We start from the raw sequence: 20,015 nt of genomic DNA, 5'->3' as shown, positions 1-20,015 counted from the left end.
GTCCAGACCCACTAGCCTTGACCCTTATGGCAGCGACGAAAGTTTTCGCCGCCCGGCTCGCGGGCTTGGTGGTGCTGGGACCGGACGGGGAGTCTATCGGCCGCATTCGCGACCTCGTGATCTCCGTCCGCTACGACCGCCAGCAGCCGCGCGTTCTCGGCATCCTGGTCGAACTGCCCACCCGCAAGCGGATTTTCGTGCCCATGCTGCGGGTGACCTCGGTGGAACCGGGTTCGGTCACGCTCACCACGGGCACCATCAGCGTGCGGCGTTTCGAGCAGCGGCCCGGTGAGATGCTGGCCATCGCGCAGGTGCTGGACTCCACCGTGCGGGTGGACGATCCAGCGCTGCCGAAACTCGCCCATGGCGAGGTGGTGGTGGTCGATCTCGGCATCGAGCAGTCCCGCACCCGCGACTGGGTGATCTCCCGGATGGCGGTGCGCGAACGCCGCCGCCTCGGCTTCGGGCGGCGCGGGGCGGTGCACGTGGTGGACTGGTCGTTCGTGCGCGGCCTCACCCAGACCGAGCTGAACATGCCCGGTCAGGACGTCACCCAGCTGCTCGCCCAGTTCGAGGGCATGCGCGCCGCCGATGTGGCGCACATCCTGCGCGATCTGCCGAACAAGCGCCGCGTCGAGGTGTCCGGGGCCATGGACGACGAACGGCTCGCCGATGTGGTGCAGGAGCTGCCCGAGAGCGATCAGGTGGAGCTGCTGGAAGCCCTCGGCACCGAGCGCGCCGCCGATCTGCTCGAGGCCATGGATCCCGACGATGCCGCCGACCTGCTGGGCGAGCTGCCTGAGGGCGAGGCGGAATCGCTGCTGGCGCTGATGGATCCGGAGGATTCCGAACCGGTGCGCCGCCTGCTCGAACATGCCCCCTACACCGCGGGCGGTCTGATGACCTCCAAGCCGGTGGTGCTCACCCCCGCCACCACGGTCGCGGAAGCCCTTGCCCGCGTGCGTGATCCGGAGCTAACCCCGGCGCTGGCCAGTATGGTCTTCGTAGCCCGCCCGCCGACCGCCACCCCGACCGGCCGCTATCTGGGTTGCGTGCACTTCCAGCAGCTGCTGCGCGAACCGCCCGCCAACCTGGTCGGCGGCATCGTGGACGCCGATCTGGTGCGGCTGCGGCCGGAGGCTCCGCTCAGCGCGGTCACCCGCTATTTCGCCACCTACAACCTGGTGTGCGGCCCGGTGGTCGACGACGAGAACCATCTGCTCGGCGCGGTCACCGTCGACGACCTCCTCGACCACCTGCTGCCCGAGGACTGGCGCGAGCAGGACGAGGACAATCACGATGCACAAGGCTTGCCGCTGATCGAGGGCACGGGAGGTCGCGGATGAGCGAACGCAGTGAGAAGATCAGCGCCCGGCAGCGGATGGAGACGCCGGTCGAGAGCCGCTTCCGCGGGTTCGACTGGGATGCCGAGGCGCTGGCGCGCAGTAGCGAGCGGGTGGCCCGCTTCCTGGGCACCGGGCGCTATCTGGCCATCCAGACCATCATCGTCATCGCCTGGATCCTGCTCAATGTCTTCGCGATCCGGCTGCGCTGGGACCCGTATCCGTTCATCCTGCTGAACCTGGCCTTCTCCACCCAGGCCGCCTATGCCGCGCCGCTCATCCTGCTGGCGCAGAACCGTCAGGACAACCGGGACCGGGTGGCTCTGGAGGAGGATCGGGCCCGGGCAGCCCAGACAAAAGCGGACACGGAATTCCTGGCGCGCGAACTCGCCGCGCTGCGACTCGCCGTGGGTGAGGTGGCAACACGTGACTATCTGCGCCGCGAGCTGGAAGATGTCAAGGAAACCCTGATCAGGCTGGAGAAACTGGCCTCCGACGGTGAAGTGGTCAAGCCGAGGAAGGCAAAGAAGAGTACCGACCGAAAGAGGCCAGAGGTTGCGGTTTCACCCCAGAAAGATTCCGAGTAGCCGCACAAGTTGTACACAAAAACCTGACTGATGGGTAACCTGGATCACGTTGTTCCGAGCGACCGACCCAGACACCAGGGTAGTGAGGTGTCGGTTTCAAGGGTCAGGCCGCACGACTGAGGGGATTTGTGTGGTGGCGAAGAGAATATCTGCACCGGTGACAGCGTCGGCGCTCTTGATCGCGGGCCTGGTCACCGCCGGTTCGGCCACCAACACCACGGTGCATCCCCCGGCCGCACCGCAGGCCGCGCCGGAAGCGCTGCTGGCCGCCCAGGCCACCGACGGCGCCGGTGAGAGCGTTGTGGAACCCGCCTCGGATCTGACCGTCGGCCTGGTTCCGGCGGCTCCGGAGGCGCCCCGCAAACTCAGCGCACTCACCCCGCCCACCGACGGCTCGCCGCTGCTCGGCTCGGTATCGCTGCAGAACATCGCCCTGCCCGGCGGCACCGGCGCGCTCGGCATTCCGGAGATCGTGCTGGCGGCCTACCGCAATGCCGAACTGGCGCTGGAATCCTCCATGCCCGGCTGCGGGCTGTCCTGGAGCCTGCTGGCCGGTATCGGGCGCATCGAGTCCTTCCATGCCAGCAGTGGCCGCACCGATGCCGCGGGCACCACGGTCTCGCCCATCTACGGTCCGGCGCTGGACGGCACGCTGCCCGGCAACGAGGTCATCCCGGCCGCGGGCGGCGGTTGGGTGCGCGCCATCGGGCCCATGCAGTTCCTGCCCGGCACCTGGTCGCTGTATGCCGCGGACGGCAATGGCGACGGCGTGGCCGATCCGCACAATGTCTTCGACTCCGCACTGGCCGCGGGCAAGTACCTGTGCTCCGGCGGCCTGGATCTGCGCGATTCCCAGCAGCAGCTCAAAGCCGTACTGCGCTACAACAATTCGATGTCCTACGCGGCCCAGGTGCTGAGCTGGGCGCAGGCCTACAAGACCGGCGGCGCGCCCGCGGCAGTGGATATCTCGGACGCGCTCATCGCGCCCGGATCGCTGCCGCAGGCGGGACCGGATATGACCGTGGCCGCCACCGAGATTCCCACCACGACCACCGATGTGCCGACGACCACCGTCGCCCCGGAAACCCAGACCCAGGTGATGATCACCATCCCGGGCCTGCCCGCGATCCCCTGCGGCGTGTTCTGCCCGGCGCCGACTCCGGAGCTGAATGCCTGTGAGCAGGCCCAGGATTCGGCACCCAAGCCCAATCCGGTCGATCCGGCGCGCGACCCGAACGAGGAGGCCGCACCGGAGGCGGGCCAGCAGCCGGGCCAGCCGGAGGTGCTCCAGCAGGTGCTCTGCACCCAGCCGCAGCCACAGCAGCAGCCCGCCCAGCAGGAACAGCAGCCGCAACCCGCCGAGCAGCCGGAAGCGGTCCCCGAGGTCCCGGCCGTGACCGAGGAACCCGAGCCACTGGCGCCCGCCGAATCGGCGGTCCCCGAGACCACCCCGGCGCCGGGCATCACGCTGCCGTTCGGAATCACTATTCCGCTTCCGGCCCCGGCACCGGCGCCCGTTCCGTAACATTCAGGTAGATCGCGCGGTTCGGGGGCACCGCCCCCGAACCGTTTTCTTTGCCAAACCTGAGAATTGGTCACGAAGCAGTAACGAACAGGTCTCGAATGATGTAGCGTGGTCTTCCGTTGCACCACCCCGGTTTCACAACCGATGGCAATGGAGGGTCACCACACAGTGGGTCGTCACCGTAAACCGCCGGTCCCCAAAGTTCGTCGCGGATCGGTCATCGCCTTGACAGGGCTCATGCCCGCAGGACTCGCCACCGTTACCGGAGCAGCCGACGGGTCGCTCGCCGAGAAACTGAATGTCGGTATCGAACAACGACTTTCGGTTGATCCCGACGATCACGTACCGCTAGCCGAGGCGGCCCCGGCCGCCGAGGACAAACTGCTCCGCGAAGCCAAGCAGCTCGCTCCCCCGCCGCCACCGATCGTGAAGACCGTGGCGCAGCCCGACGGCCGCGTCCCGGCGGCGCTCCCGGCCGGTCCGCTGGGCGTGCCCGGCGTCGCCGTGAACGCCTACCAGAACGCGGAACGCATTCTGGCGGCGGACAATCCGGTCTGCAATATGCCGTGGTCCATGCTGACCGGTATCGGCCGCGTCGAATCCATTCACGCCTTCGGCGGCAAGGCCGACGAGGCGGGCAACACCATCGACCCGGTCTACGGACCGGTGCTCGACGGAAGTCTGGCCGGTAACAACGTGATTCACGATTCCGACAATGGCGCGCTGGACGGCCTGGACGGCTACGACCGCGCGGTGGGCCCCATGCAGTTCCTGCCGGAGACCTGGACCCGCTTCGCCGCCGACGACAATGGCGACGGCATAGCCGATCCGCAGAACCTCTTCGACGCCGCCCTCACCGCGGGCAAGTACCTGTGCTCCGGCGGCCTCGACATGCGTGATGCGGGCCAGCAGACCCGGGCCATCCTGCGCTACAACAACTCCATGGCCTACGTCGCCAATGTGATGGCCTGGGAAGCCGCGTACACGACCGGTATCGGCCCGGTGGCCGCCCAGCTCCCGCGCATCTAGGTCCGGTCGCGCCGGTCCGCGTCGGCGCTCCTAGACTCGGGGTATGCCAGTGGTAACGGAATCGGATGTGCGGGGCGCGCTCGCGAAGGTGGACGACCCGGAGATCCGGAAGCCGATCACCGAACTGGGCATGGTGAAAAGCGTCGAGATCGGCGCCGACAGCAGTGTCCACGTCGTGATCTACCTGACGACGGCGGCCTGCCCCATGAAGACCACCCTCTCCGAGCGGGTCACCAAGGCCGTCGCCGATGTGGCCGGGGTCGGCGGCATCACCGTCGGCCTGGACGTCATGAACGACGAGCAGCGCACCGAACTGCGCAAGAAGCTGCGCGGCGATGCGGCCGAACCGGTCATCCCGTTCGCCCAGCCGGGCTCGCTGACCCGCGTGTACGCCGTCGCCTCCGGTAAGGGCGGCGTCGGAAAGTCCAGTGTCACCGTGAATCTCGCGGCCGCCCTGGCCGCGCGCGGGCTCTCGGTCGGTGTGCTGGACGCCGATATCTACGGCCATTCCGTGCCCCGCATGCTGGGCACCGATCAGCGCCCCACCCAGGTGGAGCGGATGATCATGCCGCCGCAGGCGCACGATGTGAAGGTCATCTCCATCTCCATGTTCACCCAGGGCAATACGCCCGTGGTGTGGCGCGGCCCGATGCTGCACCGCGCGCTGCAGCAGTTCCTGGCCGATGTGTTCTGGGGCGATCTGGACATCCTGCTGCTGGATCTGCCGCCGGGCACCGGCGATGTGGCCATCTCCCTCGCCCAGCTCATTCCCAATGCCGAGATCCTGGTCGTCACCACCCCGCAGCTCGCGGCCGCCGAGGTGGCCGAGCGGGCCGGTTCCATCGCCCTGCAGACGCGCCAGCGCATCGCGGGCGTGATCGAGAACATGTCCTGGCTGGATCTGCCGGACGGCACCCGCATGGACCTCTACGGCTCCGGCGGCGGCCAGACCGTGGCCGACAACCTGACTCGCGCCGTCGGCGCGAATGTGCCGCTGCTGGGCCAGATCCCGATCGAGCAGGCGCTGTGCGAGGCGGGCGACGAGGGCGAGCCGATCGTGCTGCGCGCCCCGGAGAGCCCCTCCGGCAAGGCCCTGTTGAGCATTGCCGACAAGATCGCCGTGCGCCGCCGCGGCCTGGCGGGCATGTCGCTGAGCATCGACACGACGCGGCACCTCTAACCGATACCCCTCCGGTTCGTTTGGGAGAGGCGAGAACGCGACGGCCGAATTCCGCCGGGCCGAGGTGTATCCGGCGGCGGGTCCCCACATAAGCTCGGGAACATGCTCACGCTGCTGCTGTACGTGCTGATCGTCGGCCTCGTCGCCGCGCTGCTGTTCCTGGTCGCCAGCGCGATCTTCGGACGGTCGGAGGAGCTCGGCCCGCTACCGGAGGGGACCACGGTCACCGTTCTCCCCGCGGCGGGCATCAGCGGCAGTGATGTGCGCGCGCTGCGCTTCCAGCAGGTGCTGCGCGGCTACAAGGCGGGCGAGGTGGACTGGGCGCTGACCCGCCTGGCCGCCCGCATCGACGAACTCGAGCACCAACTGGCCGCCGCCCGCGGCGATCGATCCGCGGTGGCGCTGAGCAAGCAGCCCTCGCCGAACGGCGCGCCGGGCACGGCGGCCGCCGCCCCCGTGGCGCAGGAACCCGTGGACGCGCCCGCGCCGCGCCGGATCCCCGCCAGCGAATCTCCAGCACCCGGCGTCGGCGACCCGCAACCGGTCCCGCAGGTGCTGCCGGGCGTGCCGAGCGCGGGCCCGGCCGAGGCGGCGGTCCCGGCGGGCGACCCCTGGTTCGGGCAAGGCGGTCCGGCCACCACCTCCGAGAGCGCGGAGACCAAGGGCGAGGACTCCCGCGAACCCGGCGCCGGGGCGCCCGGCGCGCGATGAGCGAGGTGGAATTCGGCGCCGACGGGCTCGTGCGGTGCGGATGGTCGGACGGCTCGCAGCTTTATCGGGATTACCACGATCAGGAGTGGGGTCGGCCGCTGCACGGTGATGACGCGCTCTTCGAACGGGTGTGTCTCGAAGCGTTCCAGTCGGGGCTGGCGTGGATCACGATTTTGCGGAAGCGGCCCGCCTTCCGCGCCGCCTTCGCGGGGTTCGAGATCGAGCGGGTCGCGGGGTTCGGGGACAAGGATGTGGAGCGCCTCATGGCGGATGCGGGCATTGTTCGCAATCGAGCCAAAATCGAGGCGAGCATCCATAATGCGCGGGTTGCCCGGGACCTCGGAAAAAGCCTGGACGAGCTGCTGTGGGGCTTCGCACCGGCCGCCAAACCGCGCCCGCGCGCACTCGCGGATGTGCCCGCCGTCACGCCCGAATCAACAGCTCTCGCAAAAGAACTGAAGCGGCTCGGATTCAAGTTCGCGGGACCCACGACCGCCTATGCGCTCATGCAGGCGACCGGAATGGTAGACGATCACATCGCCGATTGCTGGGTGAATGTGCGTACTCGCTAGACGCCCCGACGGTCGGTTTTTGGAACTCAGGTACCCGCCCCGATCCGCGATAGGGAAGAATGGGCTTGGTGCGGCCCGCCACATACCGGCGGGCTGCCTGGTTGGTGACAACTGGAGTTCCATGAAAGTGCGCAGCAGACCGCGCAGATCTGGAGGGAGCAGAGGATGGCGGCCATGAAGCCCCGCACCGGGGACGGTCCCCTCGAGGCAACCAAGGAAGGGCGTGGAATCGTCATGCGGGTTCCACTCGAGGGTGGCGGGCGACTGGTCGTCGAGCTCACGCCGGACGAAGCCGCAGCGCTCGGTGACGAACTCATCAAAGTCACCAGCTAATAGCCAGACTTGCCTGTGCCGGTGAGCCCCACCGACCTGGACCGGCTCACCGGCACCATGGGTAAAACCGAATCACCCCCGGCCGAGCGCCTAATCGCTTGCGCCGATCTACTGTCCTGCCCGGAATGCGGAAGCGACATTTCGGTCACCGACCGAACCCTGCGCTGCCCCCGCGGCCACACTTTCGACCTCGCCCGCCAGGGCTACGTCAGCCTCCTCACCGGCGCCGCCACCAAAATGACCGGCGACACCCCGGCCATGCTCGACGCCCGCGCCGCCTTCCAATCCGCGGGCCACTTCGCCCCGATCGCAGCCGCCCTCGCCCACGCCGTCGCGGCCGAACTGCCGTCGGCGCGCTCACACCGCGACGCGATGACGCGGCCGGGCGCGACCGCGGTCGCCCCCTCGGCGGCGCGGCTCAAATCGATCCTGCTGTCCGGCGCCGCACCACGTCGACCGACTGCCGGAGCGGCAGTGCTCGAGATAGGCGCGGGAACCGGGTATTACCTGGGGGCGGCGCTGGACGAGCTGCCGGACGGGCGGGGCATTGCGCTCGATGTCTCGAAACCGGCTGCGAAGCGGGCGGCGCGAGCGCATTCGCGCATCGGGTCGGTGCTGGCCGATGCGTGGCGCGGACTGCCGGTGCGGGACGGTGTGCTGGATGCGGTGCTGTGCGTCTTCGCGCCGCGGAATGCCGACGAGGTGGCGCGGGTGCTGCGGCCGGAAGGCCGGTTCATCGTCGTCACGCCGACGTCGCGGCATCTGACGGAGCTCATCGAACCGCTCGGGATGGTGAGTGTCGATGCGGCCAAGGACGATCGGCTGGCGGACTCGCTGGGTGAGCGCTTCGAACTGCTCGAGCGGCAGGATGTCGAGTACGCCATGTCGCTCACGCGCGCGGATGTCGCGCACGTCGCGGGGATGGGGCCTTCGGCGCATCATGCGGCGGCGGAGCGGGCGGATCGCATTGCGGCGCTGCCGGATCCGATGGCGGTGACGGCGTCGGTGCGGGTCACGGTCTATCGGGTGCGGGGCTGATTGGGGAGCAGATCCAGCAGGTTGTGGACCAGGGGGCGGGGCTCGCCGGTGCGATGCGCGATGTAGATCGTTGTGGTGGCGTCGGTTTCGGCGAGGGGGATGATGCGGGCCGAGGCGGGGGCGGTGAAGGTGGCGCTGCGCGGGGCGACGGTGACGCCGAAACCGGCGGCCACCAGGTAGAGGATGATGGTCCAGTTGGTGGCTTCCTGGACTATGCGGGGATGGCGGCCGGAGGCGCGGACGGGGGCCAGATTGCGGTCGTGGGCGCGGGATCCGGCGGCGCGGGGGAAGAAGACCCAGGGGTGGTCGGCCAGTTCGGCGCCGGTGATGGCCGCACGCTCGGCGAGCGGGTGGTCGGCGGGCAGGACCGCGACATAGGGCTCGGTGATCAGGGGCACGGTGGTGGTGCCGGGGCGGTCGTCGGGATCGCGCACGATGGCGAGATCCAGTGCGCCGGTGGACAGCCGCTCCATGAGGTGGCTCGTGAACCCTTCCACCAGTTCGACTTCCACCAGCGGGAAGAGTTCGCGGAATTCGCGCACGCCGCGCAGTGGGTCCAGCGGGAGCACCGAGGGCACGAAGCCGAGGTAGAGCGTGCCCTGACTGCCCTGGCCGATCCGCATGATCTCCGCGAGATCGCGCTCGGCGTGGCCGAGCAGGGCGATGGCCCGGTCCCGCAGCACCGCCCCGGCCGGGGTGAGCGCCACCGTGCGCGAGGTGCGGTCGAACAGTTTCGTCCCCAGCAGGGTTTCCAGGCGCTGGATCTGCTGGGTGAGGGCGGGCTGGGCAATGTGCAGCCGGGCGGCGGCCCGCCCGAAGTGCAGTTCCTCGGCGACGGCCAGGAAGTAGCGCAGGTGCCGCAGCTCAACCCCATCCATAAGCTGATCATATCGATCTGAGCTATCAAGTATTGGACGTTATGATTGCTGGCACGCCATGCTGATGCGGTGACTCAGACCGATGCCCGCACCCCCGAAATCGGCTCGATCGTGGTCGAGCCCATGTCCGGCGCGGCCGATGCCCGCGCCTTCCGCGACCTCAATCTGGAGTGGATCGAGAAGTTCTTCAGCGTCGAGGCCGCCGACCTCGCCACCCTCGACCATCCCGACCGCATCGTGGCCGACGGCGGCCAGGTCTTCATCGCCCGCGACGGCGCGGAGATCGTCGGCTGCGGCGCCATGGTGGCCGAGGGCCACGGCGTCTACGAGCTGTCCAAGATGTCGGTGTCCCCGGAACAGCGCGGCCGCGGCATCGGCCGCATCGTGCTGCGGGCGGCGCTCGACTGGGCCCGCGCGCAGGGGGCCACCGAGATCATCCTGGCCAGCAACAGCGTGCTCGCCAATGCCGTGCACCTGTACGAATCCGAGGGTTTCGTGCATGTGCCGCCCTCGGAACTGCCGCCCACGCCGTACGACCGGGCGAACGTCTTCATGAGGTACCGGCTCGGCGCCTAGGTCTTGCGGGCCTGGTCGTAGATGCGCGCGGTGTGCGCGGCGATCCGGTTCCAATCGAATTCGCCGATGGCCCGGGCCCGTCCGGCGACGCCCGTGGCCGCGGCCGAGACCGGATCGGCCGCCACCAGATTCACCGCGTGCGCCAGGGCCCGCTCGTAGTCGGCGGGCGTGGCGTCGTTGTAGTGCACCAGGCGCCCGGTCTCGCCGTCGGCGATCACCTCCGGAATCCCGCCCACATTCGAGGCCACCACGGCGGTCCCGCAGGCCATGGCCTCCAGATTCACGATGCCGAGCGGTTCGTACACCGAGGGACACACGAAAACGGTGGCGGCCGCGAGGATCTGGCGCACCAGCTCGGTGGGCAGCATCTGCTTGATCCAGAAGACGCCGTCGCGTATGGCGGACAGCTCCCGCACCGCCGCCGCGACCTCGGCCTCCATGGCCGGGGTGTCGGCGGCTCCGGCGCACAGCACCAACTGGATGTCCGGGTCCAGATGCCGTGCGGCGGCCAGCAGATGCGCGACCCCCTTCTGCCGGGTGATGCGCCCGACGAAGGCGGCCACGGGCCGGTCCATCCGCACCCCGAGCTCACCGAGAATGTCGCGGCTGCCCGCGGCGGGCCCGCCCGGATGCCACACCTCGGCGTCGATTCCGTTGTGCACCACATGCACTTTCGCGGGATCGATATCCGGGTAGGCGGCGAGCAGATCGGCCCGCATGGCCGCGCTCACCGCGATGACGGCGTAGGCGTAGGTCATGGCATTGTGCTCCGACCACGACGAGAGCCGGTAGCCGCCGCCCAGCTGCTCGGCCTTCCACGGCCGCCGCGGTTCCAGCGAATGCGCGGTCAGCACATGCGGAATCCCGTACAGCGTGGCGGCCAGGTGCCCGGCCAGCCCGGTGTACCAGGTGTGCGAGTGCACCACATCGGCGCCGCCCGCGGCATCGGCCATGCGGAGCTGCGCGGACATCATCTGTAGCGCGGAGTTGGCGGCGTAGAGCATGGGATCGGGCTGGTGCACCACGGCATCGCCGCGCTGCACGCCCATGCAGTGCACGGTCACGTCGCACAGCCTCCGCAGGCGCGGAACCAGTTCGGTGACATGCACTCCCGCCCCGCCGTACACCTCGGGCGGGTACTCGCGGGTCATCATCGCGACCCGCAGTTCGCGGGCGCCCTCCGCGCCGTAACTCACCGGTCCAAGGTAGACGCGGGATAACCTGCGATCAACACGGAACACGGTCGCCATTCGGTGTTCGAACTCACCCGGTAGTTTGGCATTGTGAGGAGCCAGCCGCACGTACTCGGGATCGTGCTCGCCGGCGGCGAGGGCAAGCGACTCTTTCCGCTCACGAAGGATCGCGCCAAGCCCGCGGTACCGTTCGGCGGCGCGTACCGGCTCATCGATTTCGTGCTGTCGAACCTGGTCAATGCCGGGTATCTGAAGATCTGCGTGCTGACCCAGTACAAGTCGCACTACCTGGACCGCCATATCTCGCAGACCTGGCGGCTGTCCGGATTCGGCGGCGAGTACATCACCCCCGTCCCGGCCCAGCAGCGGCTGGGCCCGCGCTGGTACACCGGCAGCGCGGACGCCATCATGCAGTCGCTGAACCTGATCTACGACGAGGACCCGGAGTACATCGTGGTCTTCGGCGCGGACCACGTGTACCGCATGGATCCGGAGCAGATGGTGACCGCGCACATCGATTCCGGCGCGGGCGTGACGGTGGCGGGCATTTGGGTGCCGCGCAGCGGGGCCAGCGCCTTCGGCTGTATCGATTCCGATGAATCCGGCCGCATCGTCAGCTTTCTGGAGAAGCCGGTGCATCCGCCGGGCACCCCCGACGACCCCAACGTCACCTTCGCGTTCATGGGCAATTACGTGTTCACCACCAAGGTGCTGGTGGACGCCATTCGCGCCGATGCCGAGGACAACGACTCCGACCACGATATGGGCGGCGACATCATTCCGAGCCTGGTGCGCGAGGGCAAGGCCGCGGTCTACGACTTCGGGGCCAACGACGTGCCCGGCAGCACCGACCGCAGCCGCGGCTACTGGCGCGATGTCGGCACCCTGGACGCCTTCTACGAGGCGCATATGGATCTGGTGTCGGTGGACCCGGTCTTCGACCTCTACAACAAGCACTGGCCCATTCGCGGTGCGGCGGAGAATCTCCCGCCCGCCAAGTTCGGCCGCGGCGGGCTGGCGCAGGAATCCATTGTCGGGGCGGGCAGCATTCTGCCGACGGCGACGGTGCGCAATTCGGTGCTGTTCTCGAATGTGCTGGTGGACGATGGCGCCACGGTCGAGGGCAGCGTGCTCATGCCGGGGGTGCGCATCGGCCGCGGGGCGGTGGTGCGGCACGCCATTCTGGACAAGAACGTGGTGGTCACCGAGGGCGAGATCATCGGCGTCGATCTGGACCGCGATCGCGACCGCTTCGCGGTGAGCAATGGCGGCGTGGTCACCGTCGGCAAGGGCATCTGGGTCTGAACGGTGGAAAGTCCCCCGTCCCGCTGGCGAAAATCGGGAGGGAGCGCCGCTGCTGAGCAGCGCGGGAGGGAATGCCATGAACCGCGCGGTACGCCTGTTGACCACCGCGACCTGTCTCGCCCTGACCGCCGTGCTGGCCGGTTGCGGTGCGCAGGGCACCCCGGTCGCCGGTGAAATCGATGTCCGCACACTGGATGCGGGCAGCTATCCGGTCGGCCGCTACACCTACGATCAGCCCGCGGGCGACAACGGCTCGCTGCTGGAGGGCATGCGCATGGCCGAGGCCGTGGTGCCGACGGTGCGGGTCGATCAGAGCCTGAGCCACGGCCGCGGCGGCATCGTGCTGAAGAACGTGCAGGATGTGATCGGCGTCAGCAATCTGTCCTCCTCGGCCCGGCCCGTTCTGGAGAACCGGGAGTTCCTGGCCGGTTTCGCCGCCAGCGGCTCGGACAAGCCGGATCGGGCCGACGACACCGTGGATCCCACCGGCACGGCGGTCACCATCCGGCTGCTGCGCTTCTCGTCCACGGACAATGCCAAGCTGGCCGCGCGCGAGATCGCGGACGCCGACTTCAATGTGGCCCTGGAGCAGAACCGCAAGCTGACGCTGCCGGAGTATCCGGACGCGTTCGTGCACTGGCGGCCGGGCGTCGCCAATATCGGAGTGTCCATGGCGCGCAAGGAATTCGTCATCTCGCTGTTCCTCATGCGCCCCAAGGCCGAGGAATCCGACCTGCTGGCCTGGGTGAAGAAGACCCTGGATGCCGAGGTGGCCGCCGTGGACGCCTTCGCGGCCACGCCCGCCGACAAGCTGGACGAGCTGCCGGTGGATCCCGGCCGTCTGCTGGCCCGGGTGCTGACCGACGATCGCGACAAGCACACGCCCGATCCGGATGTGTTCGCAGTGTTCGGCGCGAATCAGCTCATTCATCCCGCCGGGGATCAGAGTCTGCGGGCCCGGCTGGTGCAGGACACCGGCATGGACGCCATGGCGAGCGTGGACGACAACTTCCTGTTCCGCACCCGGGACGCCGCGGCGAGCGCGGAGCTGGTGGCCGGGCTCATCGCGAGCCTGAGCGAAACCGCCGACAATGGCGCCGTTCCCGACAATGTGCCCGATACCAAGTGCGTGAAGCGCCGGTCCGGGAACGACTACCGCTGCTATGTGATCTACAAACGCTATGTGGGCGTGGTGAATGCCAAGAGCGAACCGGAGGTCGGCACCATGGCCGCGGCGCAGTACGCGCTACTGGCCAACAGCCTGTAGGAAATCGGCTGGGGCGGTGCGGAAGTGGCGGTATCAGAAGTGGACGGTATCCCCTTCCAGATAGCGCCAGGCGGTCGGCCTGCCATCGCCGCCGTCGTGCTGTGCCCGGTCATGACCGTTGCGCGCCAGCCCATTTCCCGCATGTCCGCCCGCTCCGTGCACGAATCGCCGTCCGGCGCCGCCGGGCGCGCTGTCGTCGCGGAAGCGGTAATCACGGAAACCGAACGGCTGCAACAGGGCTCGCAGGAACTCGATGCCGTCCTCGGGCAGCACCGTCCGTTCCGTGCCGAGTATGTCGACGCCCTGGTGATACCAGACGCGCGCGACCAAGCCCTCCACCGGATCCACCGCGCGGAAGGTGACGTGACCGGCTGCGGCCAGCCGGAATTCGGCGATCCGGCGCCACCGCCCGGACTCGCGGAAGTACAGACCCACCACCGCGGGAACCCGCTGACTCATGAAGACCTCGATCGTCGAACTGTTCCCTTGGAGTATCCGTCCCTCCGGCGCGGAAACCTCCCGCCGCGAACGGCCGTTCAGCGATATCCGGCCGCGGGCGCGCCCTCGTTGTAGCAGAACGGCGCGCACGGACCGGGCGTGGCGGGCACCACGTGCGACATATCGTCGAACCGGGCGCCGCTGACCAACAGCAGGACCAAGAGCGCCCCGAAGATTATGAGGCCCATCAAGATCAACGCCGGCCACAGCCATCCCGCCGGCAGATGCGCGCCCAGTACCAGACCCGCGTAATGCATCCCCCACCTCCTCCGAATCGTTCCTCTCTATTCGTCTACCACCCCTCCCCCGTTCGAATCCAGCCCTCGCCTCTGCCTCTGCGCTGCCAGCCCTGCCGAATCGAAACCAATTGCGCCCCTTGGTCATCATCCGACCCAGGACCGCTCCCCTATATCAGGGGAGCGGCCGGAACGCGACAACTGATCTCGCAAGGTCCGGGTAACCCACCGGGTACGTCCAAAGTTGATGGGGCACCCGACCGCCGCCACGGGTGCCCGACTCCGACAGCTCCCAGCTGCCCGCCGAATTTGCGGGGAGGCGGACTAGCGCAGGTCGCGGCGGCGGAAGCCGATGAGACCCACCATGATCAGCGCCGCATCGACGAGCAGCAGGATGACCAGCGGCGTGGCGGTGAACTCCGCGCCCGGCAGCTTCGGGGCGTGCTCGAACGGATCGAGATCGCGGAACCATTGCGGTGCTCCGGAAATCGCGCCGAGCAGGAAGACCGCGATAGCGCCCACGTACACGCCCCACGCGACCGGCGTCCAGCGCGGCAGGAGACCGAACAGCAGCACCGTCACGCCCACGAAGAACCAGACGGCGGGCACCTGCACCAGGGCCGCGCCCAGCACGTCACCGAGTTTGCCGCTCACATCACCGGCGGCCCGGCCGTACACCAGCCCGCCGATGGTCGCGGCCACCGTCAGCGCCAGCACCGGACCCAGCAGTGCGAACACCAGATGCGATGCGGCCCAGCGGATTCGGGACACCGCGACGGTGAGCACCGATTCGGCGTGCTGGGTGGACTCCTCACCGTGCAGGCGCAGCGCCGCCGAAATGGCACAGGCGGTGGCGGCCACGCCCAGCATGGTGAAGCCGTAGGTGATCATCGAATTCTCCAGCGACTCCGAACCGCCCAAGCGCGTGATCACGTCCCGGATGGTGTCGCTTTTGCCGAGTTCATCGCTGATGCCGTGAATGACGCTACCGAACACCAGGCCGTAGAGCCCGAGCCCGACGATCCACGCCGCCAGCGTGCCGCGCTGCAATCGCCACGCCAGCCCGAACGGCCCGGCCAATCCGGGACCGGCGGCGGGCGCACCGGGCCGCTCGGCGATGAGTCCGGCGCCCACGTCCCGATTGGCCAGCAGCGTGTAGGCGATGCCGACCAGTACGAGCGTCGCGATCAGGTGCAGCAGCAGGACCGCGAAATGATCTCCGGCATACGGCCGCACCTGCAACGACCAGCCCTGCGGCGACAGCCAGGTGAGCACACTGGTCGGTCCGGCGCCGGACTTGGCATCGCCGATGGCGCGCAGCGTGTAGGCGGCGGCCAGCACCGCGAAGGCAATGCCGCGCGCCGTGCGGGCGCTCGGCGACACCTGTGCGGCGACCGCCGCCACGGCGGCGAAGACCGCGCCGGATCCGGCCAGCGCCAGCCCGAAGGCCAGCGATCCGGACTTCGGCACATCGGTCCCCAACAGACTCAGGGTGGCGAGCAGTCCGGTGGCCAGCGCGCCGCCGAGGCCCATGACCAGCGCCGCGGTGAGCCCGGCGTACCGCCCGATTCGGGTGGCGGCCACCAATTCCCCGCGCCCGGTTTCCTCCTCGGCCCGGGTGTGCCGGATGACGGTGAGGATGGTGGCCACGGCGATGAGCGTGTAGAACATGCCCGCCTTCCAGATACCGGTCGCGCCGATACTGGTGTTGTAGAGCGGGCCGTACATGGCGAGCTGGGCGGGGCTGGCCAGAATCGAGTCCGCGAAGCTCGCCCGGTCGGCCTCGTTGGGATACACCGATTCGATACTGCCGATGTACACGCTGCCCACCGGCAGCGACAGCAGCAGCACCCAGAGCGGCATGACGATCCGGTCCCGCCGCAGGTACAGCCGCAGGAGCTGCCCGGTGCCAGTGAAATCGGATGAGCGCAAGGATGATTCGACGGGACGGGGTGCGGCGATGGTGGTCATTTCGCGACCTTCTGCGATGCGGCGGCCGCCCGCTCCGGCGCGCCGCCGGACCGCGCCTCGTCGTCGCCGTTGAGCGAGTAGTGGCGCAGGAACAGCTCTTCCAATGTCGGCGGCTGGCTGACGAGGCTGCGCACCCCGGCATCGCCGAGCACCCGGATGAGCTCGCCGAGGTGCTCGCTGTCCACCTGGCAGTGCAGCGTGTGGTCTTCGATGCTGATATCCGCCACACCGGGAATACGGGTCAGATCACCAGGGTCCCCGCTCAATTCGGCGGTGATGGAGGTGCGGCTCAAATGCCGCAGCTGCTTCAGGGTGCCGGTTTCCACGGTCTTCCCGGCGCGGATGATGGTCACCCGCTCGCACAGCTTCTCCACCTCCGAGAGAATGTGGCTCGACAGCAGTACGGTGCAGCCGCGCGCCGCCGCCTCCGCCACGCATTCGTTGAACACCTGCTCCATGAGCGGATCCAGGCCGGAGGTCGGCTCGTCCAGCATGAGCAGCGTGGCATTAGACGAGAACGCCGATACCAGAGCGACTTTCTGCCGATTGCCCTTGGAATAGGTGCGGGCCTTCTTCTTCGGATCGAGTTCGAAGCGCTCGATCAGCTCGGCCCGGCGCTGCTGGTCGATACCGCCGCGCATGCGGCCGAGCAGATCGATGGTCTCACCGCCCGACAGTGACGGCCACAGCGTGACATCACCTGGGACATAAGCGATATCGTGGTGTAGCGCGACCGCATCGGTCCACGGATCCCGGCCCAGCACCTCGGCTTCACCGGAGGTGCGGGCGAGTATGCCGAGCAGGATGCGGATGGTGGTGGATTTCCCGGCCCCGTTGGGGCCCAGGAATCCGTGCACCTCGCCCTAGGCGACCTGTAGATTCAGGCCGTCCAGAGCTCGCACCTGCCCGAAATTCTTGTGCAGATCACGGACGGTGATCGCGGCATTGGCAGGAACGTTCATCGAATCTCCTTGTGGGATACGATATTTGTGGAAACAGCGCGTTATTGCCGCTGTTGCTGTTGCTGTTCGAGGGCGTCGAGCAGGGACGTATCGGTCCACAGACCGTGCGTGAAAAGCTCGAGCGCCGGGTACATCATTTGATCGGCGTACTCGCGCAATGCTTTCCGGAAATCCACCGGGCCGTCGTGCCTGGCCTGGTTGAGCTGCAGGAACAGCATCATCCCGCCGCCGTTCTGGGTGGCCAGGTAGCGCACCGTGGCCTGAATGTCCTTGGGTCTGCGCACGGTTCCGGCGGCGATCCCGGCGCTCAGGTAGGCCTCGGCATCTTCGACCATATGCTCGAAGAAACTCAGCATGAGGCTGCCGCCGTGCTGAAAGCTGCGCACCAGATAGGCGATGTACGGCGCGAATTCCTCGATCTCGGCCAGCTGCTGCATGATCGAACTGGTCGACGAATTCTTCTCCATCGCCTGCATTTTCGCGGTCCGCACCACCTCCCGGACGTGGTCATCACAAGCCTCGCGCAGCCCGTCCTTCGATCCGAAGTGGTGGATGACGAGCCCGGGCGAGACTCCCGCCGCGGCGGCGATGGCGCGAACGCCCACCCCGAAGCCCTGCTCCCCGAATACGGTGATGGCCGTTTCGCGGATGCGCGCCCGGGTCGTCATATCGTCGGCTGAACGCATGTTCAATACATTAAACACTCGTTCAATCGACTGGCAAGAGTCCGGGCGTAAATGTTCCGTAAATGTGCGAACACCCAGGACAGGCGGGATAAAAACCTCAGCCGCGCGAGGCGCAGAGCAGCCCGTCGCCGACCGGAATCAGCACGCTGGTCAGTTGCGGATCCTCCGCAATGGCCCGCGTGGCCGCCCGCACCGCCTGGGTCTGCGGATCCCGTTGCGCCGGATCGGGCACCCGCCCGCCGAGCAGCGCATTGTGCAGCAGAATCGCCCCGCCCTCACGTAGCAACCGCACGGCCTGTGCCACATACTGCGGATGCTCCAGCGGCGCGGCATCGATGAAGACCAGGTCGTAGGCCCCATCGGCCAAGCGCGGCAACACATCCAGCGCGCGGCCGTTGATGAGCCGGGTCCGCGCCGGTGCGATCTCCGCGGACCGGAACGCCTCCCGCGCCGCCCGCTGATGCTCGGGTTCGGAGTCGATGGTGGTCAGGGTGCCGTCCTCACGCATACCGTCCAGCAGCCACAGCCCGCTCACCCCGGCCCCGGTGCCCACCTCCACCACCGCCCGCGCACCCAGCAGCTGTGAGTACATGCTCAGCAAGGTTCCGACCGCGGGCGGGACGGGCGCGGCGCCGAGTTCGAGCGCACGCTCACGCGCGGCCACGAGGATCTCGTCCTCGGCGACGGATTCCTCCACATAGGCGAGGTTGCGCTGCAGATTCGATGCCGCGGGGGATTGACTCACGGATTAGAGGCTAATGGCGATATGCCGGGAAGGGGCGGCGGCGACCGGCCGGTGTGGCGATTTTTCTCAGGTGTCGCTCAGCCTCCACATACGGCGGCCACATCAGGACCGGGAAGAGTAAGCGCTACGCCAGGCCAGCGACCGGCGGTCCGGTTACCGGGAACAACACGACCCACCGGGTCGGTTGTACCAGGAAACCGGGACACGGTCCCGAGTAGGAGGTAACCCCATCCACATGGTCGACGCGGCGCGTGAACCCGCCATCCTGCCCACGCAGGACTTTTCGCTCGACGGTGCGACAACGCCGGACAGCGATCTCGACGCAGGTCCCCTGACCAGGACCGCGGCTTTCGATGCCACCGGTGACCGTGCGGTCATGCCCACCTGGGACGAACTGGTCCGTGAGCATGCCGACCGCGTGTACCGGCTGGCCTACCGTCTGACCGGCGATCCGCAGGACGCCGAGGATCTGACCCAGGAAACCTTCATTCGGGTGTTCCGGTCGCTGTCGAACTATCAGCCCGGCACCTTCGAGGGCTGGCTGCACCGCATCACCACGAACCTGTTCCTGGATATGGTGCGCCGCCGCAACCGCATTCGCATGGAAGCGCTGCCGGAGGACTACGACCGGGTGCCATCGGAGGGCCCGAATCCGGAGCAGGCGTACCACGACGCCAATCTCGATCCCGAGCTGCAGGCCGCCCTGGATTCGCTGGCGCCGGAATTCCGCGCCGCCGTGGTGCTCTGTGATATCGAGGGCCTGTCCTACGAGGAGATCGGCGCCACCCTCGGCGTGAAGCTGGGCACCGTGCGCAGCCGCATCCATCGAGGACGTCAGGCACTGCGCGAGCACCTCGAGCATAATGGGGTGGAGCGGCGTTCTGCCGCCGCCGAAAAGGTCGGGTGAGGGCGCGGGCGTGAGCCCGCGCATCGGTCCACCCGATGCAGCTCGAATCGTCCGGAAGGGTGTGCACCGTATGAGTGGCGAGGACAGAACGCCGCGTCGTCCACCTCGTTTCGCCCCGACCGAGCATCTGGCCAGCGAGGCCATCGCCGCGTACGTCGACGGCGAATTGCGGATGAACGCGTATCTGCGCGCCGCCGATCATCTCTCCTCCTGCCTGGAATGCGCGGCGGAGGTCGAAGCCCAGCAGCAGGCCCGGGTCGCGCTGCGGCAGTCCAAGGATCAGATCACCGCACCGCTGCGCCTGCACGACACTCTGAGCCGGATTCCGCTGTCGGAGTTGCCCGGCGCCGGTCATTCGCTGCCCGCCGAACGCGACGGCCTGCCCACGCGCGGCGCGAGTTCCTTCGGGCTGCGCCAAGATTCGTTCGACAGCAGGCGGTGGACCTCGTGGTGGCGCAAGTAGAGTTCAACGC

Annotated in this window: 20 protein-coding genes and 2 pseudogenes; 14 read left to right on the top strand and 8 right to left on the bottom strand. The window is 68.2% G+C overall.

The genetic code is table 11. The features are described from left to right. Positions 1 to 26: 26 nt before the first annotated feature. From NC4_RS08305 to NC4_RS08270, 9 genes and pseudogenes are all read left to right on the top strand, one after another. Positions 27 to 1,346 carry a magnesium transporter MgtE N-terminal domain-containing protein gene (locus tag NC4_RS08305; protein ID WP_067534612.1) on the top strand — a complete coding sequence of 440 codons (1,320 nt, stop codon included), beginning with the start codon at positions 27 to 29 and terminating at the stop codon, positions 1,344 to 1,346. Then, a complete protein-coding gene (locus NC4_RS08300) occupies positions 1,343 to 1,930 on the top strand; it encodes a DUF1003 domain-containing protein (protein ID WP_067534609.1) in 588 nt (195 codons plus the stop codon). The genes NC4_RS08305 and NC4_RS08300 overlap by 4 nt, the downstream gene beginning before the upstream one ends. A gap of 157 nt (positions 1,931 to 2,087) precedes the next feature. Continuing rightward, positions 2,088 to 3,455, top strand: coding sequence for a lytic murein transglycosylase (locus tag NC4_RS08295; RefSeq protein WP_245721563.1), 1,368 nt, complete (start codon positions 2,088 to 2,090; stop codon positions 3,453 to 3,455). A 168-nt stretch (positions 3,456 to 3,623) separates the two neighbouring features. Further along, the gene (locus NC4_RS08290; RefSeq protein ID WP_067534603.1) at positions 3,624 to 4,484 is read left to right on the top strand and encodes a lytic transglycosylase domain-containing protein; all 861 of its coding nucleotides are present in this window, start codon (positions 3,624 to 3,626) and stop codon (positions 4,482 to 4,484) included. Between the two features lie 43 nt (positions 4,485 to 4,527). After that, complete coding sequence (locus tag NC4_RS08285; RefSeq protein WP_067534600.1) at positions 4,528 to 5,664, top strand: Mrp/NBP35 family ATP-binding protein; 1,137 nt, start codon at positions 4,528 to 4,530, stop codon at positions 5,662 to 5,664. A 102-nt stretch (positions 5,665 to 5,766) separates the two neighbouring features. Continuing rightward, positions 5,767 to 6,039 (top strand): annotated as a pseudogene (locus NC4_RS40015) (DivIVA domain-containing protein); the annotation flags it as partial. 332 nt (positions 6,040 to 6,371) lie between these two features. Then, complete coding sequence (locus NC4_RS08275; protein WP_067534597.1) at positions 6,372 to 6,947, top strand: DNA-3-methyladenine glycosylase I; 576 nt, start codon at positions 6,372 to 6,374, stop codon at positions 6,945 to 6,947. 165 nt (positions 6,948 to 7,112) lie between these two features. Then, complete coding sequence (locus tag NC4_RS38765) at positions 7,113 to 7,280, top strand: DUF3117 domain-containing protein (RefSeq protein ID WP_084528678.1); 168 nt, start codon at positions 7,113 to 7,115, stop codon at positions 7,278 to 7,280. Positions 7,281 to 7,301: 21 nt separating this feature from the next. Beyond that, positions 7,302 to 8,318 carry a putative RNA methyltransferase gene (locus NC4_RS08270; RefSeq protein ID WP_439957489.1) on the top strand — a complete coding sequence of 339 codons (1,017 nt, stop codon included), beginning with the start codon at positions 7,302 to 7,304 and terminating at the stop codon, positions 8,316 to 8,318. Here NC4_RS08270 and NC4_RS08265 read toward each other — a convergent pair. Further along, a complete protein-coding gene (locus tag NC4_RS08265) occupies positions 8,300 to 9,196 on the bottom strand; it encodes a LysR family transcriptional regulator (RefSeq protein WP_067534594.1) in 897 nt (298 codons plus the stop codon). The two genes, NC4_RS08270 and NC4_RS08265, sit on opposite strands and share 19 nt — an antisense overlap. A 69-nt stretch (positions 9,197 to 9,265) precedes the next feature. Between NC4_RS08265 and NC4_RS08260 the strand changes: the two genes are divergently transcribed. Next, positions 9,266 to 9,772, top strand: coding sequence for a GNAT family N-acetyltransferase (locus NC4_RS08260; RefSeq protein WP_218020961.1), 507 nt, complete (start codon positions 9,266 to 9,268; stop codon positions 9,770 to 9,772). Here NC4_RS08260 and glgA read toward each other — a convergent pair. Continuing rightward, entirely contained in the window at positions 9,769 to 10,938 is a 1,170-nt protein-coding gene (gene glgA / locus NC4_RS08255) for a glycogen synthase (protein ID WP_067535953.1), read from the bottom strand. The genes NC4_RS08260 and glgA overlap by 4 nt on opposite strands. 117 nt (positions 10,939 to 11,055) lie before the next feature. Between glgA and glgC the strand changes: the two genes are divergently transcribed. Next, complete coding sequence (glgC, locus tag NC4_RS08250) at positions 11,056 to 12,270, top strand: glucose-1-phosphate adenylyltransferase (protein ID WP_067534591.1); 1,215 nt, start codon at positions 11,056 to 11,058, stop codon at positions 12,268 to 12,270. 76 nt (positions 12,271 to 12,346) lie between these two features. Then, positions 12,347 to 13,537, top strand: coding sequence for a DUF7373 family lipoprotein (locus NC4_RS08245; protein WP_067534588.1), 1,191 nt, complete (start codon positions 12,347 to 12,349; stop codon positions 13,535 to 13,537). Positions 13,538 to 13,570: 33 nt separating this feature from the next. Here NC4_RS08245 and NC4_RS08240 read toward each other — a convergent pair whose 3' ends face one another. From NC4_RS08240 to NC4_RS08215, 6 genes and pseudogenes are all read right to left on the bottom strand, one after another. Then, the gene (locus tag NC4_RS08240) at positions 13,571 to 13,996 is read right to left on the bottom strand and encodes a hypothetical protein (protein ID WP_067534585.1); all 426 of its coding nucleotides are present in this window, start codon (positions 13,994 to 13,996) and stop codon (positions 13,571 to 13,573) included. Positions 13,997 to 14,073: 77 nt separating this feature from the next. After that, positions 14,074 to 14,292 (bottom strand): hypothetical protein, encoded by a 219-nt coding sequence (locus NC4_RS08235; protein ID WP_067534582.1) that lies wholly within the window; start codon positions 14,290 to 14,292, stop codon positions 14,074 to 14,076. Positions 14,293 to 14,595: 303 nt separating this feature from the next. After that, on the bottom strand, positions 14,596 to 16,242 hold the full coding sequence (locus NC4_RS08230) for an ABC transporter permease (RefSeq protein WP_067534579.1): 1,647 nt from the start codon (positions 16,240 to 16,242) through the stop codon (positions 14,596 to 14,598). Then, positions 16,239 to 17,204: pseudogene (locus NC4_RS08225) on the bottom strand (ABC transporter ATP-binding protein). The gene NC4_RS08230 and the pseudogene NC4_RS08225 overlap by 4 nt, the downstream one beginning before the upstream one ends. Before the next feature lie 41 nt (positions 17,205 to 17,245). Beyond that, the gene (locus tag NC4_RS08220) at positions 17,246 to 17,890 is read right to left on the bottom strand and encodes a TetR/AcrR family transcriptional regulator (RefSeq protein ID WP_067534576.1); all 645 of its coding nucleotides are present in this window, start codon (positions 17,888 to 17,890) and stop codon (positions 17,246 to 17,248) included. Positions 17,891 to 17,987: 97 nt separating this feature from the next. Beyond that, positions 17,988 to 18,635, bottom strand: coding sequence for an O-methyltransferase (locus tag NC4_RS08215; RefSeq protein ID WP_067534573.1), 648 nt, complete (start codon positions 18,633 to 18,635; stop codon positions 17,988 to 17,990). A gap of 235 nt (positions 18,636 to 18,870) precedes the next feature. Here NC4_RS08215 and sigE point away from each other — a divergent pair, with 235 nt between their 5' ends. Both sigE and NC4_RS08205 read left to right on the top strand, forming a co-directional pair. Beyond that, positions 18,871 to 19,542: an RNA polymerase sigma factor SigE gene (gene sigE, locus NC4_RS08210; protein ID WP_067534569.1), complete on the top strand. Its 672-nt coding sequence runs from the start codon at positions 18,871 to 18,873 to the stop codon at positions 19,540 to 19,542. A 70-nt stretch (positions 19,543 to 19,612) separates the two neighbouring features. Next, the gene (locus NC4_RS08205) at positions 19,613 to 20,005 is read left to right on the top strand and encodes a hypothetical protein (protein ID WP_067534566.1); all 393 of its coding nucleotides are present in this window, start codon (positions 19,613 to 19,615) and stop codon (positions 20,003 to 20,005) included. The last annotated feature ends 10 nt before the right edge of the window (positions 20,006 to 20,015 follow it).

The organism is Nocardia crassostreae (genome assembly GCF_001613405.1).
In the GTDB taxonomy this organism is placed as follows: domain Bacteria; phylum Actinomycetota; class Actinomycetes; order Mycobacteriales; family Mycobacteriaceae; genus Nocardia; species Nocardia crassostreae.
The sequence above is the reverse complement of the archived record's forward strand: the minus strand, read 5'-3'. Positions and strand labels throughout refer to the sequence as shown.